Annotated in this window: 15 protein-coding genes; all 15 read right to left on the bottom strand. The window is 29.3% G+C overall.

All coding sequences use genetic code 11. The features are described from left to right. Positions 1–44: 44 nt before the first annotated feature. Positions 45–659, bottom strand: coding sequence for a hypothetical protein (locus CSPA_RS07750; protein WP_015391676.1), 615 nt, complete (start codon positions 657–659; stop codon positions 45–47). Between the two features lie 75 nt (positions 660–734). Further along, positions 735–2162 (bottom strand): contractile injection system protein, VgrG/Pvc8 family, encoded by a 1428-nt coding sequence (locus CSPA_RS07745; protein ID WP_015391675.1) that lies wholly within the window; start codon positions 2160–2162, stop codon positions 735–737. A 164-nt stretch (positions 2163–2326) separates the two neighbouring features. Next, positions 2327–3106: a hypothetical protein gene (locus CSPA_RS07740; protein WP_015391674.1), complete on the bottom strand. Its 780-nt coding sequence runs from the start codon at positions 3104–3106 to the stop codon at positions 2327–2329. Between the two features lie 302 nt (positions 3107–3408). Beyond that, a complete protein-coding gene (locus tag CSPA_RS07735) occupies positions 3409–6027 on the bottom strand; it encodes an Hsp70 family protein (RefSeq protein WP_015391673.1) in 2619 nt (872 codons plus the stop codon). 92 nt (positions 6028–6119) lie between these two features. Further along, entirely contained in the window at positions 6120–6818 is a 699-nt protein-coding gene (locus CSPA_RS07730) for a hypothetical protein (RefSeq protein ID WP_015391672.1), read from the bottom strand. Further along, positions 6815–8095 (bottom strand): hypothetical protein, encoded by a 1281-nt coding sequence (locus CSPA_RS07725; RefSeq protein ID WP_015391671.1) that lies wholly within the window; start codon positions 8093–8095, stop codon positions 6815–6817. The genes CSPA_RS07730 and CSPA_RS07725 overlap by 4 nt, the downstream gene beginning before the upstream one ends. Positions 8096–8116: 21 nt before the next feature. After that, entirely contained in the window at positions 8117–9967 is a 1851-nt protein-coding gene (locus tag CSPA_RS07720; RefSeq protein ID WP_015391670.1) for a PP2C family protein-serine/threonine phosphatase, read from the bottom strand. A gap of 120 nt (positions 9968–10087) precedes the next feature. Continuing rightward, positions 10088–10939, bottom strand: a complete 852-nt coding sequence (locus CSPA_RS07715) for a PP2C family protein-serine/threonine phosphatase (protein WP_015391669.1) — start codon at positions 10937–10939, stop codon at positions 10088–10090. 8 nt (positions 10940–10947) lie between these two features. Continuing rightward, positions 10948–11448: an FHA domain-containing protein gene (locus CSPA_RS07710; protein WP_015391668.1), complete on the bottom strand. Its 501-nt coding sequence runs from the start codon at positions 11446–11448 to the stop codon at positions 10948–10950. Positions 11449–11687: 239 nt separating this feature from the next. After that, positions 11688–12257, bottom strand: a complete 570-nt coding sequence (locus CSPA_RS07705; RefSeq protein WP_015391667.1) for an FHA domain-containing protein — start codon at positions 12255–12257, stop codon at positions 11688–11690. Positions 12258–12270: 13 nt separating this feature from the next. Beyond that, positions 12271–12717 carry a DnaJ domain-containing protein gene (locus tag CSPA_RS07700; protein ID WP_015391666.1) on the bottom strand — a complete coding sequence of 149 codons (447 nt, stop codon included), beginning with the start codon at positions 12715–12717 and terminating at the stop codon, positions 12271–12273. 564 nt (positions 12718–13281) lie between these two features. Continuing rightward, positions 13282–13707, bottom strand: coding sequence for a hypothetical protein (locus CSPA_RS07695; RefSeq protein ID WP_015391665.1), 426 nt, complete (start codon positions 13705–13707; stop codon positions 13282–13284). Positions 13708–13728: 21 nt separating this feature from the next. Beyond that, a complete protein-coding gene (locus tag CSPA_RS07690; protein ID WP_015391664.1) occupies positions 13729–14154 on the bottom strand; it encodes a hypothetical protein in 426 nt (141 codons plus the stop codon). A 60-nt stretch (positions 14155–14214) separates the two neighbouring features. Next, the gene (locus CSPA_RS07685; protein ID WP_015391663.1) at positions 14215–16392 is read right to left on the bottom strand and encodes a hypothetical protein; all 2178 of its coding nucleotides are present in this window, start codon (positions 16390–16392) and stop codon (positions 14215–14217) included. 515 nt (positions 16393–16907) lie between these two features. After that, a complete protein-coding gene (locus tag CSPA_RS07680) occupies positions 16908–18212 on the bottom strand; it encodes a PQQ-dependent sugar dehydrogenase family protein (RefSeq protein WP_015391662.1) in 1305 nt (434 codons plus the stop codon). Positions 18213–18573 lie beyond the last annotated feature (361 nt).

The following is an 18573-nucleotide window of genomic DNA, read 5'->3' as shown; positions in this document are numbered from 1 at the left end:
TCCCTCTAAATTTTCTCCCTCATTTAATTAACTCAGCTTTATATTTATTTTATTTTCATAAGCATTATGCTCGCCTTAATTAAAAGTTCCCATGTTTTTAGATCTTTTTCAAAGCAATTATAATTACCAATCATCAATGTTCCTTTAAATTCTCTATAAAAAATCAAATTATAAAGTTGTCCTTTTCCTGTTGGCGTCATATATGTTCCATATGATACTTTTGAAGTACCTTCCCCGGCTTCTCCTTCTTCTATCCATTCCAAGAAAAGTCCGATATCCTTAAAGTTTTTTTCCATACCTTTTTTAAAGCTTGCAAAACTTTGTTTCTGAGCTCCTTTGTCTACATAAGCTAATGTGAAACTTACTCCATTATTATCATTAATTAAAGTAACATTTTTATCAGTATTTGCCTTTTCTTCAAAATAAGCTAATGGAATTGGAATTTGTAACTTGCCTTTTAAATATTCTTTCTTCGCAAATCTAAATTCAGTATTATTTATATTTACAAAGCCCGCTTTCATTTGCTCTATTACTTCCTCAAGCGTGATTTCTTCTTTCTTAGAATCTACACTATTTTCCTCCGTAACTTTGTTCATTTCTTCTTTTTCAAGCCTTTGCTGCATTTTCAGCTTTGCAATTTTTTCATCTATGTTATCCATAACTAACTCCTCCTTTTATATTAAAATTTATCCTAAATTTTTTATTTAAATTTTAAAAATATCTTTTAATACTATTTATCCATTATTCTGAACTCTAGTTCCACTCACTAATATCTCATCACCTTCTGATAATATTAGACTGCTTCCAGCTTCACATAAAATATCTACAGACTTTTGTGCACTTATTGTCATTTCATTTTCAGCTCTTAATGAAAGTTTTTGAGCACACGCAATATTTATATTATTTTGTCCTACAACATCAACCGTTCCATCGTTATTTAAATTCACAGATGCTTGTCCACCACTACATTCTATAACTATCCCGCTTGGAGTGAATTTTACTTCTTGCCCTGAATCAGTTTTTAACGATTTATTATCAGGATTTGACATTCTATCTCCCCCTGCCTCTGAGCCTGATTTTCCTTCGTGGCTATCTATTGCATTTACAACAAAAGCTCTACTTTCATCTTTAGTTGGACAATTTAATCTTATTCTTTCCCCAACTTCAGGCATGCAGTACCAACCTCCACCATCTGGAGATGCTGCAACAGTTGCATATGGGAACCAATAGGCTGTTGAAGTATCTATATCACTACTGATTTCGAGTTTAACTTTTACTTTATCTCTTTGAACCTCTAAGATTGAACCATTAATTGAAATTCCTATAACATTCATATTATAAAGACGTTTTGATTTGAGACCAGTTTTAACTCGTAATTCATATATGTTTTCTAAATTAGCACCTTCCATTGTATAATTTGCGCTTTTAATATAAAATTGCTTATTCTTAAAAGTAAAGTTTTCCCCTAAATTAAATATCTCTTGAGTTCTTATTTGATATGTTATAAAATCAGTTTCTAATGCATCAGCTATGTCATTATTTTTTATATCATTATATTCTTCTATTGCTTTTGATACTTTATAATTTACTATGCTTGTCTTGGATTCTACAGGAATTTCAGGAGTTCCTAGATGCAAATGAATTTCTTGTAATTCCATTGCACATATAAGGCATTGATTATATCTTGATACTATACGCTTTAAAAATTCATAATCGGTTTCATTATATTGCAATATAAATTCTCCAATTGGTTCATTAGGAATATTTATATCATAATTTGCCTTAGAGTAAGCCTTCATAACTTCATCTATTAACTCATGAGTAGTCATATTTATGTTTTGAAAATCTCTTTTTTTCTTCTGAATATCCATTGTGTAATCAAAACTTTTAGCTTCAATAAATAATTTATACACATAACCTTCAGTAATTACTTTAATATTTTTAATAATTCCATTAAATAAAGAAGTATGTGCTTCTTCTTTTTCATAAAATACTTCTATTGGTGTTCTCTCATCTGTCTTTTGTACATAATCATCTTTCATTTGATCATCTATAATGCAGGTAAGCTTTAAAACAGCATGATCATTTAATTCATTTTTTATATACATCTCCTCTATAGATTTAACATCATAAGTAGATATTCTCAAATTATTATAGGACATAAAATCTTCCATCAAAATTACATCAATCCCTTCCTTATTGTTTTGATTCTCCTTAAAACTCTATAATTAAATCTAAATATAAAGATCTCATTGTTTTTGAATTTTATATTTCTATATTCTCATTAATTGATCGTTAAAATTTGACGATTAATCCTTGAGACTTGCTAATCAATTAGTATCTTTTTAAATCTTCCACTGCCTCTATGTCCATTTCTATCTCTTCCATCTTTCACGCTTCTCAGTACTTCTAAAAGATAGTTGTATAGCTCCTCATTCCCATATTCCTTAAACTCAATTCCTAACTTGTTCATAAGATAACTTACTATTATTTCTTTTTGAATTGCTTCTTTACTTTGAACACAAAGCATAGCAAATGATATATCCCAAGCTTCATTTAAATTACAGCTTAAGGCTTCTCTCCCAAACCTTCTTAAAATCTCAGGATTTAAACTGGTATCTCCACAAGCAGCATAAGGTGCATAAATTGTATTTACTGTATCATATTCAGTGCTCAAGTCTGTGAAATCCGTATGATTAATTCTAAGCTTTGCACCACTTCTTAATTTAAACCTACAGATTTCAATTTCATCTTCTCTAAGTTCTAATTTATCCGTTAAACTTATTTCAGTTGAATTTATTTTAAAATCACTTTCCAATTTCTCAGGCAGAAATTTTATTTTTACAAGCATAAGCTTATTGTTACAGACATATTCAATCTTTTTTTCTTCCTTTAAAAGATAAAGAACCCCTTGATATTTTATTATTCCTTTTGTCAACTTTATATAATCATCAGAAACTTCAATATCGCATCCAGAAATTATTCCATTGGAGTATTCCCTAAACTGTGCATTAAAAAATTCTCTAGGAAAATCCCTAAGCTCCTCAAGCATTTCTATTTTCAAAAGCCTTCCACCATTAAATAGTGGATAATTATTTTGAAACACCTTTTTCCCTCCTCGTCTTCAAAATCCCCTTAACCCGCATTCCGCAAGCAAATTCTCAAGTAGATAAGTGAGAATCCAAATCTTGAATTTGGTTATTCGAACTTAGTTAATTCGTGTATACGAATTAACATCCTAAAAAAATGATTTGGTGTGAATCACTTATCCAGCAAACGCATGTGAGCCGTATTTCATTTTTAATTCTAAAACCCAGCCGTGCTAGCCAACAACTGTAAGTAGTACTTCAAAATCCCGAACGCGCCAGCTCCTAACTGTAAACTGTAAATTGTAACCTGTGAACTATTTTACTTTCTTCCGTCGAAAAAGTTTTCTTCCCACTTATCATTTTCAAAATAGAAGAACTTTTCCTTTCCTATATATAGCTCTTCATCTTTCCTTAAAATAGCTAATACATAAAAGCCCCAAAGCTCTTCTTCTTCCCATACAAAAAACTTAACTTCATTGTTTTCAATATTGTCTGTTTCATGTTGATTAATAGGAAATTTTTCTCCTATTATTTCTGCATTTGCTTTTTCTAATTCTTCTTCATTAAATTGATAATCATATTCGAACTTAACCTTATCATGACTATCCTTTAAATATAATTTAAGAAGAATCCTATCCATAAATCTTGATATAAAGCCTTTATTTATTTCTCTTCCTTTTATTAAGGTCTTTTGCTCTCCTGTGTGAGTATAAGCAGTTAAGACATATGGAAGTGTTGGTGTTTTACTTTCTATATTTATGTCTGCATATCCAAAGTTTTTAGCATATAAGTATTTCAAAGAACCTTTAAGACATGCTAGTTTTAATTCATATTCTTCTTTTGTTTCTTTTTTGCTCTTATTTATTTCAATTATTCTTCCTGGTATAAATTCTTTTAAAGCATCTCTAAAGATGTCCACCTTACAAGATTGTCCAGTTAGTTTAATTAATGAATAATCGTAAAGCTCATCATTTTCATATAACTTTTCTAAAAATTTCTTTATTATGCTGTAGACATCGCCTTTAATTAAAGTTGTTATTTCATATATGCTTAGTGAAACACTTGGTGCTTCCTTAACTACTTCAAGCTTTCCTCTATTCATATAAGATAATTTCCACTTATCAAAGTTAATTAAATTTTCTTCAGAAATTTTAATTCCTTCTGGTGCTAAAATTACCTTCAACATATCTGGATTTGAAAAGAATAGCTTTTTAACTTCTTCTGCCAAATCAAATAAGAAATAATAATTACTTCTAACCTTGCAGTAATCTTCTTTACTTCTTGTTTCATACAGTTGAAATTTTGTTGGTATAATGCTTTCTGCCTTTTCATATTCTTCATTTAAGGTTTCATATAGTTCCTTTATTCCATTCTTATCAACAAATCTAAATACATCTATTTTAAATTCATCTATTATAGCTTTTTTAATGCTTTTATCCTTATTAACTAACTCATTTGCCATTAGAATTTTTATAAACTGCATTATTCTAAAGGTAAGATTATTTCCTCCAAAATCTGTATCACCATTTTCATAAGAGGTTTCAATATCTAACTTGTAAGAAACTCTGCTGTTGGAAATTCTAAAGCTACAGCCAGTAAGATCTGTGGTTCCACCTCCGCAATCTATAATAAGAGCCTTGTACCATTCTCCTTGTACATATTTCTTTTTTTCAATTAACTCAGAAATAGTATTGTAAAGTACTGCTGCACTTTCTTCTAAAATATTTTCACTTTCAACGGTATAATCTCTTAAAATATCTTTAAATAAAGTATGGAATTTATATTTTTGTTTTGATGGACATGATATATAAATGTTTTTAAATTTACATTTAAACCTCTGCTGCGCTAAAGCTATAATGTATTCTAAGTAAGCCTTTATAATTTCTTTTCTTTTTATAAAGGTTGTTTTTTCCTTTACATCTATAACTTTTTCTTCTTTTTCAAAATCACTTATCCATCTCTTTATGTCATAAAATAAACTCATTCCATCTTCAACATATCTTCTTCTAGACTCCAGCATTGCCTCATAGCCAAAAACATATTCAATTTCAGCATCCCTTATATTTTTAACTCCTACAACACTTGGTATAAGGGGTGTTATTTCAATATTTTCTTTAGTTTCATTTATTAGCTTAACGAATTTTACTCTATCATCTTCGTAACTTTCACTATCAGTTTCAGTTTCCTTTAACCCTGGAAAGATTTCTTTATCTATATAAATTCCAGCTGTTGTATTTGAAGTTCCGAAATCAATAGCTAAAGGCATTTTTGTTTCTACTAAAGGCTTTACTTCAAATTGAAGAATAGGTAGTGAAATAAAGCTTAAAATATGATCCTTTTCAACAACATTATTTTCATAAATATCATAAAGCAGCTCTGAATCCTTTTCTGAAAAGAACAAAAGGCTATAATGCTTGCTCTCTGACTCCTGTGCTTCTATAAATTCACTCTTCGTTAAATAATATTCTTCTTTATTATTTTGAATTAATTTTTTTATATTAAAGATAGTGCATACTTTATAATTGTTATCAACTAAAAGTACATTGCATTCTTCAAGCTTTTCCTTACTCTTCAAAATATAGTTGTCATAAATTTCAAGAGCTAAAGCTTCATATATTGTAAGCTTTCCTGGATAATCTATATTGTTATTTTTAATTAGTTCCTTTTTACTTCTTCCTAAAAAACTCTCAAGTCTTTCAACTCCACCAGCTTGATGTTTTTTTATAAGCTTTAAATCTTTTTCTCCCCTATACTTCATTATGAGCCTTACAAGTTCTTCTTTATCAAGAGGATTCATTATACTCTTTACTAACTTTTCTTTGTTACATATTTCTCTTAACTGAAAAGTAGTCATGAGTCTTAAATCTTTTTCTCTATATTTAGTTTTTCTGCCTGTCCCCTCACTGCTCTTATGCAGCTTATATGAATATAAACTCATTTCATCCTCCTAAAATCAATGGCCAATCTTCAATTATCAATCGTCAGTTATTACTCCATAATTTATCCTTGAGCATTGATAATTGACCATTGCTATTCCACCATAACTATCTCATTAATTCTCATAGTATAATCAAGTCCAATAATTCCAAAATGCTTATCCCAAAATATAAAGGGCTCCATATTAATAGGTAAAAAAGTTTCTAAAACAACTTCTATTTTATTTTCAAGTTTCTTTTCTTTCACTTCATCTAAATAAATATAGATACTTTTGGGTTTATCTTTATTCAAATAAACTATGCTGTTTTTAAAGATTTCCTTGATAATTTTTTTTAGCAGCTGAATCGAAGTACCAGTTTTATATAAGGTAACGAAACCATTTAATAAAACATCCCTTTCCTTATTATCAAAACTCCTTATATCCTTTGCTAGCTTTTCTCCATAAACCTCGTTTAATATATCCTTATATAAAAACCTTTTATATATCTCTGTTTTATTTAAACCCTGCTTTAAATCTAATTCTCCTAGGTAATGTAACAAAATATCTAAAAGAACTTCTCTAAATTCCCTGCTTTCCTGAACATTTATATTAAATAAATCCTTGAAAACTTCATAAAATCTATAGTATTGATTTACTTCAATAACTTTATCCTCTGGAAGGGAAACTGAATTAAGATGCTCTAATGCAACTTCAATATAGGGACTATAGATTTCTGCAGGTATAAATTTAATATCCCCTCTGGGAATCTTTTCTTTATCTGCTTTTAACAATGCTTCCCAAATATAATTCATATTAATCTTCCTTCACATCTGTATTCTGGATAAATAAATTGAACTTCTGAAACTAAAAAGCTTAAAATGTCTTTGTTTAAATAATTTTCTTTATCAATTGGTTCAAAATATAAAACAAGAACTTTCTTTATTTTATCTTCTCTTATTTCATCAATGATAAAATCATTAACTTCATAAGTCTCCTTGTCTTCCTCTAAAGTCTCTTCCATTAAAACAACCTCTTTAAAATTCAGATATTTTGCTGCTTTAAAGGAATTTATAAGCCTTGCAAGCTCTGTTTTTGTCTTTATAGTATAAGCTTTATCAAAAGCTAACTTATTAGAAAAATTTATATTAACTTCATTACTCATAAGCTCGTGTTCATACTTTTTCTTACTATTTTTATCACTGCCTATAATGCTTAATAATTTCCACTCTACTGCTTTATCAATATTTGAAGCAATTACTACAGCTTTTTTAGTAAAGGTAACCCCGTCAATAGCTTCATTTTCATGATCAACTAAATAGCCGTTATTTATTCCTTCTTTTTCAATTGAAATATTGTGTTCATAGCCAACCTTATCAATGCAAGGTATTGGGAAGCCATCACCTTTTAAGATTAACTCTCTTACATTCCAAAGTGGCATCATGTCATATTCTATAAACTCACTATATTCCTGAAAATCCACTTCTATTGAAGTAATGTTTTCCTCTTCTTCAATGCTATCTTCACAGCCTGTTAAAATAACATTTGCAAACTTATGAATATATGGATTATTTATTGTTGTCCAAGCTATGTTGCTATTTATGAAGCCTTTATATAATTTGTATACTATATTTTTGTATTCACAATTTTGAGCAACTGTAAAATAGGCTTCATGTGTCTTTTTATCTGTTTTAATTACTCCTTTTAACTTAAAGCTTTCTTCAAGAAATTTCTTATAAGTGGAGTAATCGCCTTTAATGTAAATCTTAAATAAATTTTTATGTTCCTTAGCTTCAAGGGACTGCTGAATTTCTTCAGCAGCATATACCTTATCTTCTAGATCTTCTTTAATCATTGGAAATAAAAAGTCTTCTGTAACATCATATCTATCTCTTTTTACAATAGTTGAATAAACATTATACTTTTCCTTGATATAAGGTAACTCACTAAATACTCTCTTTTCTAATTCATATACCTTATTATTTGAATGCTCCTCTAAAGCTTCAAACACACTATTCATTATTTGTTTTAGCAACACTCTATCCTTTAAGTCTTTTATTTCATTTAATTTTTCATAAATTCTATCATCCATATTTTCACCTGCGTTTAAATTTTATTTTGCTGTAGGTTGGGCTTTTGCTGTTACTTGATCAATTGCAGCTATTTTTTCAGTTACCTTTGTTACATCATCTGCATCTCCCAAGCTGCTATATACGTCTTTGGCTAAAAGGTAAAGTACCTTGGCAGAGCTTGTATCTCCTGCTGAATATTTTTTATCAGCTTCTGCCTTGTATTTATCTGCTTCACTTTTCTTATCTGAAGTTTCATTAATTTTTTTATCCATAAGTGCTATTTTTTCCACTAATTCATCGGCTAAGCTGTTATCATTAGCTTGTTCAAAAGCTTCCTTAGCTAATGCATAGTACATTTTTGCACTTACATAGTCTCCTGCTGTATATTTTAAATCTCCATTTTTTCTTAAATCTATGGCTTTTGCTTCGCTATCCTTAGCAGCTTTCTTATCATCTTCTGCTTTTTTAGCTGCATCGTCTTGTTGTTTTTTCTGATCATCAGCTGCCTGCTTAGCATCTGCTGCTGCCTTATCATCATCAGCCTTCTTTTGCTTAGCATCTGCTCCTTTTTGATCATAAATCTTTTGGATTTTATCCATAGCTTCTTTCTTTTCATCCTTTAAATTTGCATCTATTGCCAAATCTTTAGCTTGTAGATAATTCCCTAAAGCTCCATCTAAATCTGCATTTTCTACTTGCTTATCTCCTAAGGTTAATAAATCTGCAATCTTTATAGCCTGCTTTGCTAAATCCATCTTTTTTAACACATAACTTCTTTCAATATTTTCTGCATCTCCTGCCTTTTCCAAGGCAAGTACATATTTATCAAGAGCATCTTCGTATTTTTTTCCATCTAAAGCTTTATCTCCATCGATTACTATTCCTGTATCTTTATAATCATCATCTAAGTCTTGTTCTTCAGGTAGCTTATACTTTTCTGCTATATCTAAAGCTTTTTTATATTCTTCCTCTGCTTTTTCCATATTTCCATTTTGAATGTATTGTTCTGCATTATTTTTTGCCTTATTCATTGCAGCTATATCATTTTCTTTTTTATTTTTATATATCATAAATGCCCCTACCCCGATTGCTATAATTAAGAGTAAGAGTATTGCAACTATTATTGCTATTTTTATCTTTTTGCTTCTTTTAGGATCTAAATATGCTTTTTCTACAAAAGTCAAAGCTAAGGTGTAATTTTCAATATCTTTTAGCTGCTTTGATAAAATCATATCTTCGACGCTATCAAGGACTTCCTTAGGTTCCTTAGCACCTTCTAAAGCATCTTCGATTTCCTTGCCATCACAATTTTCCCATACACCTTTTGTAAGTAATGCAAAAACATCTCCATCTGCGACTTTAATTTTCTTTGACATATATATCTTTCCTAAATTGCTTTGCCCTAAATAGGAGGAAAGATTATTTCTTTCAAAATGCTTTGCAATAGCATCTTGAGGAATCATTTCATCATCTACTAAATTTTGAGCTAAAGATTGGTCCTTACTTTTATGTTTTAAGTAGCCATCTTTGAAATAATAAAATCTAGTGTTTCCTATAACCGAATAAATTACTTTACTATAATTAGTTACAACTACAGTAATTGAAGCCTTTAATCTTACATTTCTGCTGCTTCCAATTAATTCACTGTTCACATCCCTTAAATATTTTCTTAAGAAGAATCTATTCATGGTAGGTCTTGCTGAAAAGTTTTTTATAAATGTTGTTACAGCAAGCTTAGCACTTTCTAAGTCTTTATCTTCATCTATTCCATCAGCTATTACATAACATGCATAATTATCTAATTCAACAAATGCAAAATAATCTTTATTTTGCAGATACGTTCCTTCTTCTGATACAAAACTTGTATTAAATTTTGAGTTTAGCTTCCTCATTATCTTCACCCTAACCTTGTTATTCAATTGTCAATTTTCAATGATCAATGGACTCTAATAATTTTCAATTATCAATGCTTAATAATGTAGTTCCATTGACAATTGAGCATTGCTCATTGCTCATCGACCATTGCTTTTGCATTTCATAAGTATAATACTTCCATTGCTATTATTTTTATTGTTATTTTCAACATTTCCCATGATTATTTCACATTTTTCATTTATATTACAGTTCTTATCTCCTAAGATTTTTTCAAAATCAGTCCATCTTAAACCTTCATATACTCCTTTTGTCATTATCACAATTATGTCATTTTTGTTAAGCCTAATTGGTGTTTTAGAAAGTTCTATATCTCCAAGGGCTTCCTGCCCAATATAATAAAGCAGCTTTCTTTCTTTAATAGCATAAAGGGCTTCTTTTTTTTGAAGCTTACCTTTATAGTATTCTTTTTGTGCTAATTCACTTATTGTATGTCCATTACTTAATTTAATAAGTTCTTTATTTCTAAAAACTGCAAGCATCACATCTCCAGCCAAAGCATAATTTAATAAATTATTGGTTACAGCTACAGCCATTACACTTGCTCCACCTCTATCATTTTCAACTCTTTTTAAGATTTCAAGATTTGCTTTATTAAAGGCTTTCTTAAAAAAATAAGGAAATCTATCCTTACTTCCTTCTTCTTCAAACATTTTTATTATGGTTTTAACTGAGGTAATACTTGAAATTCTTCCTGCTTCATTATTTCCAAGTCCATCTGCCATAACAGCTAAGGTACCATTACTGGTTGTAATAACATCTCCATAATCTTCTTGGATTTCTTCCTGGCCAATACTTATTTCCTGTGCTATTTCTAAGGTTTTCTCATTTATTTTATGAAATAAATACCCTCTTAAAGCAAGAAGAACTATGAGCATTACACAGAGAAAAAATATTAAATTTAAATTCGAATAATTAATTTCCTTTAGCATAAATGCACCTACTCATTATCCTGCCATTCAAAATGTTCTCCACAGAATGGTACAAATAAAAATTTACTCTTTCCAAGCTCAATCACATCAAAAGGCTTTAACTCTGATGGCATATACACAGGTTCTTCATTTAAATAAGCAATTCCTGAGGAATCTCCTGGTAATAATACATAGTTCTTTTTCTTTGGATCATAAACCACTATTGCATGATTCCTTGCTGAAATGCCGTTGTCTCCAATAATTTGTATATCCATATCATCAGCTCTACCTATAAAGTTTTTTCCATTTTTAATTTTATAGTCCTTACCAACCCTTGTCCCTTCAATACATACAAGCCAGCCACATACTGGGTCAATTTCTTGATATAAAAGATTTGCTTCTATTTCAAATTTTTCTTGAACTGGTTCTGGCCTCTCTTTTGTTGAAGTATCTATATTGCAGTATGGACAAATGCTGCCATAACGTCTTTCACTAAACATGTGTCCATTTGGACATCTAATTAATCCCATTCTTAACCCTCCAATTTATTCAGTTATGAGTTATGAGTTTAGAGTTATGAGTTGAGTGGCAAAAGTCTTCGACTTTTAGTCACAATTCACAATTCTTAATTCTGTTATATATGAAACAACTCGACTTCTTTCAGTCTTTGAGTAAATGATTGCACCAATATTTTTGTTAAAAAAGTTAATTTTCATAAGCAAATTAACTTAATTCAAGAATCACAATCATAACTTGGGCTCTCACTTATCTACTTAAGTAAAAGTTTAATCTTAGATATAAATAAAATATCTCCCCTTTTTAATTCACAAGGAGCATCTTTTACTATCCTGTATTTTGTATCATCATCACTTTTTTTAATGGTTATGCCGCTTCTATCTGATAGATCTTCTATATACCATTTTCCTGCTGCATAATTTAAAACTGCATGATTATTATCAATAAACTTTGAGTAAATAGAACAGTTCAAATCTATAAAAACTTCATTGTCCATTGAGTTTTTTCCAATGATAAAGGAAATCCTCTCTCCTATCTCCCAAACTCTTATGATTTCATTTTCTTCATTAACTAATTCAATTCTGCTTATATTACTTTCATCTTTAACTGTATCTTCTCTATATAGTTTCTTATACAAATTAATAAAGCCTGCTAAACCAAAACCTAAGGCAATTAAGATTAAAAATCCCCTTATGTAAATTGAGTCTATAGTTATATAGGCAACTACACAGATTAAAGCAATTATAATTCCTATACACACATTTATTAATTGTATTGTCATTAGTAATTTATTATTAAATTTCACATTGTTTTCATCATTCAAAGTAACCACTCCATTACTTTCTTTTTACATTAAAAAAACTATCAAACATTTTGCTAGTATCTATTGGATTCTTTTCTTTCTTTAACTTGTCTTTATTAACTTCACTGCTATTAGCATTAAATCCAAAGAAGCTCTCAAAATATTTATTTAAGTTATCTATGCTTTCACCTTTGTCTTGATATTTTCTATTATCATTATTAGTCCTATTAGTTTTTCCATTACTTTCTCTATTGCCACTTTTATCTTTAAAATTGGCTCTTTCATTGTCATATTTCTTTCTTGTTTCTTCTTTGCTTAATACTTCATAAGCTTCATTTACTTCTTGAAATTTGCTTAAAGCATCTTTATCATCAGGATTTCTATCTGGATGATACTTCTTAGCAAGACTTCTAAAAGCTTTTTTTATCTCATCGGCTGTTGCATTAGTAGTTAGATTTAATATTTTATAATAATCTTTCACATTACACCCCGGTTTGTTCAGTTTACATTCTACAGTTCACAATTTACAGTTGAGAGGTGAAATCCTTACGGATTTCCTAGTTTGGATTCTCACAATTCAAAATACCCTAAGCTTAATTTCCTTATAATTTTGAATCCCTATAATACCACAAAGTGGTACGCTCTTTTGTTCTGTGTTGAATTTAGAATATGGCTGTAGATATTTCTTCAGCAGAAGTTGTTCCAGTTCAGCTTGTCCCAAGCTTGCTTTGTATGCAACTTGAAATGGTTATGTCTTCTTGAAGTTAGAATCTCATAGCTATATTATATAGCACCAGAAACAATTGAGATTAGTCCTTTTCGGTTGTTTGTATCTATATTAGAAATAAGTAATATGATGAGTGGAGTGTTTCATTGGAATTTTGATGGTAGCGATTCTTGACTAGAAGTTGTTCCAAAACGCTTGTTCAATGCTTGTCATTGAAGCAAGCATTTTGGGTGCAACTTCTGGTCTTAGAATCACCCATCTAAATTCCACAGAAACCGGAACACATCATATTACTTACTTTGGTTTGCTGCTGTTATATTAAGCGCTATATCCGCCTTCTATTGTAACAATGCTTAATTTGTCTTTCTTTTGTCTTACAACAAGTTCGAAAGTACCAATACCTTCAGTGTCTCCAAAAACTTCTTTGTAGTCTACTACAAAAGCATTTGGATATGTTATCTTTCTGATAACTTGATCAGCTGAAATTACTTCTACAGTAATTTTTCTGTAACAGTCAGCTTTTTCTGCTGGTACTAATGACCATGTACCCATTTTTCTTGTGCTGTCAAATGGATCTCCATCTACTGCTGTTAATATTTTTCCAGTTATAACCATTGTACTTCCAACGTCTTTTGATCTTGCATTTGAATCTTGTGGAGTATCTGTAGTAAGTTTTACAGTTTCAACACTTTCTATGCTTAAATCAATTGTTTCTGCGCCTTCAATTTTAACTTTAAATCCCATTCTTAATATCCTCCTTTAATTCTATTCAGCAAAACCGCCTTCAAATTTTACTGCTGCAGTTTTATCTTTCTTTTGTTTAGCACATAATTTGAATGTTCCTACACCTTCTACATCACCATATTCTTCTTCATAGCTAACTACGAAAGCATTTGGTAATGAAAATTGTCTTACAATTTGAGATGCTGAGATAACATCAACAGTTACCTTTCTATAACAATCAGCTTTTTCTGCTGGTACTAATGACCATTGAGCTAGCTTGATTGTAGTATCTGCTGCCTCTCCATTTACAGGTGTTAAAATTTTACCTGTAATAACTAGTGTTGTTCCTAAATCTGTTGAACGAGCATTTGAATCATCTGGAGTATCTGTTTTGAATTCTACTGTTTCGATACTTTCAATGTTTAAATCAATGCTTTCTGCGCCCTCAACTTTTACTCTAAATCCCATTTTTTCTCCTCCTTAAAATTTTATATATAATTAAAATAAGTATTTAGTTACTTATTGTAATTAGCCCACTTCTGAATGTGCGTCATTACGTGTAATTTCAACCTCTAAGTTCTTAACATTTCCGTTAAATACTAAGTCGATATTACAAGTTCCAGTTCTTTCATTTATTACAAAGTTAATATCATCGCCATCTTTTACGATAGCATTGCTATATCCTTTGTGTGCCATCCACTTACTCTTAACACTTGTTGGATTATTACTAAAGAATTTAATAATATTATCTTCTTTAAAATCATTTGTGTAGAATCTTAAGATTCTTTCTATATATGTAGTTACAAGTGTCTTATAAATTGATTCAAAATCATTTTCAGTAGCTTGTAAGCTTCTAGCTTTATATACTGTAATTTGTTTTATATCTTTACCTTGAAGCTTTGCATTTTCTGAAGAGAATACAAATCCAAAGTTTTTCCTATTTATCATATTTTTAATTTCATTAGTGAAACCTGATATTTCCTTAGCTAAAGTTGTTGTTATCATAAGTGAATTAGACCCTGCTTCTATATCAAATCTCACTCCTGGATATTCACTATATACATCCTTTAATTGTTCTCTCAAGTATTCTGGACATTGATATGCAGCTACAACTCCTGCTGCAATATATGAACTTCCTACATAAACCCCTTCAATCCATAGTTTCAAGATGTCTTCTTTTTCTTTAGATAATTCTGCTGCCCCTTCTTCTGAAAGTACCATTCTCTTATCTAAAACAACCCCTGATTTTTCCTTTGGAATTACTGTAAAGTTAGGTATACATGGAATTGCAAATTCACTATAAGGATTGTGCATTAGCGGTTCACATTTATCCATAAATTTTTCGATTCCATTTGTTGCTATATGATTAAAAGTCGTATCTTCTCTTGGTTCAAAACTAAAGAATACTTGTATACGATACTTTCGAACCGTATCTAAAAGCATTGACAAATCTTCCATTGAATTTGAATCTGTTTTTTCTGCCTGCTTATTAGATTTAAATCTTTCTCTTCTAACCTTATTTTTACCTTGCCCTTCAAGCTCAATTGATGGAACAACTCCAAACCAAATTGTATTATCAAAATCATTCTTATCATTTACTGAGCTTAAGAAAGTATCTAATCTCGGAAGATTTTGAGCATTAACTAATCTGCTAAGCTTTGTATTTGTAACTAGTAAGCTTGGCTTCATTCCTTTGCTCTTAGTCTTATATTGATCGAAGAACATTTTAACTCCTAAAATCTTCTCAATTAGTGGTTTAACAGTTTTTATAAAATCATCTTTTGAACTCTTATAAAATTCTAAATAAGTGTTATAGTTGTTTATTTCAACATCTATATCTACACTGCTTTCCATAGTTGATGCTAATGGGCAGAAGGTTCTAACTACTAAGCTTTTTACATAATCTGATTTAGTTTCATTTACTTCATCATAATCTTCTTCAAAAGCTTCAATTAATCCCATATTTGCTTTATCATCTATGGCAATTAAAGAAGTTTCTTCTGCTTTTGGAGCTTCTAAAACTTTTAATTCTCCATTTTCCCCCATGCTTAATACTCCAAGCTTAAGAGGTTCATTAGAATTATTATTATCATCTCCACCAAGTAATAATCTTGTCTTAATATCTTCAATCGCTAGTGGAAGCATTGCCATTATATTATTATAATTTCCGCTTGCTTCTTCAAACATCACATTAAGCTTGTCCCCTAAATCTAACTTACTTGGATCTTCCTCATCTAATTCATCATATTTGCTGTAAGTATATTGAATTTCTTTTCTAGTTTGTCTTATATCATCCATTACCTTTTTAGGAGATATCATATCCAATAAATTTTCAAATTTGAAATCAACATTAGCTATTCCTTGAGCACGTTTTGTATCAATTAACGTAAACAACATTTTTAAGAAGTCATTAGACTTATTAATTGGAATTTCTGTTATTAACTCTTGTGGAAAATTTTCTGGTTTCTTTAAGGTATACATAACCTTTTGGTTAGTTGCATTGTAAAAGGAATAAACTACTGGTGAGAATTTATCTAAAAATTCATCAAAGCTGTTTACTAAAAGCAATTCATTAATTTCCTTTATCTTATCGTCATTTAAGCTGTTCAATCCCTTTGTATCACCTACAACTGTAAGTAAATCTAATTTTTCAGGATTGATTTCCTCAAATAATATGGTTCTGTTCGTTTGCTGAATTACATCCACTTTTAATCCTCCTCAAATAATGTTTTTCAATCATATTGTTAAATTCATGCTTGTAATATTTTTCATATTTTCTGTAAGTTATTATACAATTAAAATATAACCTTGAATATTATACTAAAGTATAGTATTGTAATTTAATTGTAGCTATACTAATTAATAATATATTATAGCTATTTTCCCATAAAACTAGTAATTTAAACCTTTTAAGGCCATATATCCCTCTTTATTTCTCCAATAAATGTCATTATTTTAAGAATTAAACGTATAAAATTTGGAATAAAAAGAAATTTTCTTATTTTTTTCATTATTTTTATCAAATACTTCTTTTCATTCCTCAAATTCTACTTTTTAAGACAACTTTGTTGACTTAACTCGAATTTTGATATATAATATTTTTCATTTTTAATATAAATCTATAATTTTTTCCAAGTATTTGAAACTACTTTTTCACTCTAAAAATTACAAAAAAATTAGCAGCCTAGAAATTTATTTTCTAAAACTGCTATAAAAATTAATTACCTTTTAATTTTTCTCTTACGCTGTAATTTATAAATAATTAAACTTACTAATATCGCCAACATTACTCCCACAAATATCCAAACCTGCATTGGAAGTTTAAATTGAAATTTTAAATTATTAGCTTGCATTTTATAAATACAGCCAAGTCCTGAATCTAATATATAAACATCGCCTTCATAATATTTTATGCCTTTTATTTCACTCTTATCTTTTAACTTTAGCAAATCAGAAATAATATAATTTGAACTTAATGAAGTTATAATATTTTGCTTACTATCGTAATATATTTTTGTATCTTTATCTAATATCTTACCTTCTTTATCTATAGCTAAATACCTCATAGTTCCAGCTTCAGTATATTTATAAATTGGACCTGCTACAATTTTATTAGGTGGATTTGCAATTAGTGGTGCTACTAATTTTTCTCCTTTAAATCTAGGTGAATTTATTGGATCTCCTCCACTAAAATCTGGCCATCCATACCACTTACCTTTATCTATTTTATAAAGGTAATCAGAATCCATTGCAACAGGCCTTTCTCCAACATTCTCCATGCCTCCGATAATTCCAATTAAATCTCCTTTATCATCAAAATCCCACCCAGTGATATTTCTTAAACCTGACGCATATAAGACTGATTTATTATTATTTAAGTTTATTTCATACACACTTGCATTAGCTAAATTTTGAGCCTTAATTTTTTGTCCTTCCTGACTTGAATTTCCATAGGGCATAAATGCCCCTGTCTTTTCATCTCCATAATTTGCTCCATTTAAAATTATATCCATAGAACTTCTATCATAGGGAATTTTATCTGGAGAATAATTGCTATCACAGCTAGCAATTCCTGAATTGGTTGCACTGCCTATTGATAAAAGTAGGTTTGAATTCTTTATAATTAGGTTTCTATCTAAATATTTGCCTTCACAAGGTATATTGTCTAGCAACACTTTTAAGGCTTTATTGTTAAGGCCATAAGAATATAGCTCTGATTTTGATATAAAATATAACTTATTATTATAAAAAATCATATTTTCAATTTTTAAAGTTTTATCTTGTATTAAATTTTCTTCTAATCCATTTTCTTTAATAACCTTAATAGAATTGTCAAAGGCAATATATGTATTTCTATTTTCATCTTTGTCAAAAGCCTCAGCTCCATTACAATTTTTATAAGCTACACTCCAGCTTACATTACTTCCTAAGGTATTCATTCTATATTGACTTGAAACACTAAAAACCCCAAAGGCCGAAACGACAATTATTATTGAAATAATCAAAAATTTTAGAAACCTTTTCACTTCATTCTCCCCTTACTATGAACAATATTCAATTATCATTGTTCATTGATTACTATCTTGCTATTTGGACTTGAATCTTAACTTTAAATTGTTAATGCTCAACTATCAACTAAATATTTTCCATAATAATTTTTCCTTGATAATTGAAAGTTAATCGTTGATAATTATACATTTCTACTGACAATTGATAATTAATAATTAGATATTTCCCCTAAAAATTAATCCTTAATTCTCCCTTCTATATTTATATTGTAAAGTAAAATAAATAAGACCAATATTTAAAAATCTTATTTATATGGTATACTATATAATGGTTAAATTAATGAAATAAACCAATACTTATGAGCAAAATAAACTCACA

This window comes from Clostridium saccharoperbutylacetonicum N1-4(HMT) (assembly GCF_000340885.1).
Classification (GTDB): domain Bacteria; phylum Bacillota; class Clostridia; order Clostridiales; family Clostridiaceae; genus Clostridium; species Clostridium saccharoperbutylacetonicum.
Note: the sequence above shows the minus strand (reverse complement) of the source record. Positions and strands in the feature narration are given on the sequence as shown.

Coding starts and splice junctions, on each gene's coding strand:
- CSPA_RS07695 (WP_015391665.1), bottom strand. CDS start 13,707: ATGGGATTTAAAGTTAAAATTGAAGGCGCAGAAACAATTGATTTAAGC.
- CSPA_RS07710 (WP_015391668.1), bottom strand. CDS start 11,448: ATGGGATTAATTAGATGTCCAAATGGACACATGTTTAGTGAAAGACGT.
- CSPA_RS07730 (WP_015391672.1), bottom strand. CDS start 6,818: ATGAATTATATTTGGGAAGCATTGTTAAAAGCAGATAAAGAAAAGATT.
- CSPA_RS07720 (WP_015391670.1), bottom strand. CDS start 9,967: ATGAGGAAGCTAAACTCAAAATTTAATACAAGTTTTGTATCAGAAGAA.
- CSPA_RS07745 (WP_015391675.1), bottom strand. CDS start 2,162: ATGTCCTATAATAATTTGAGAATATCTACTTATGATGTTAAATCTATA.
- CSPA_RS07735 (WP_015391673.1), bottom strand. CDS start 6,027: ATGAGTTTATATTCATATAAGCTGCATAAGAGCAGTGAGGGGACAGGC.
- CSPA_RS07715 (WP_015391669.1), bottom strand. CDS start 10,939: ATGCTAAAGGAAATTAATTATTCGAATTTAAATTTAATATTTTTTCTC.
- CSPA_RS07725 (WP_015391671.1), bottom strand. CDS start 8,095: ATGGATGATAGAATTTATGAAAAATTAAATGAAATAAAAGACTTAAAG.
- CSPA_RS07690 (WP_015391664.1), bottom strand. CDS start 14,154: ATGGGATTTAGAGTAAAAGTTGAGGGCGCAGAAAGCATTGATTTAAAC.
- CSPA_RS07750 (WP_015391676.1), bottom strand. CDS start 659: ATGGATAACATAGATGAAAAAATTGCAAAGCTGAAAATGCAGCAAAGG.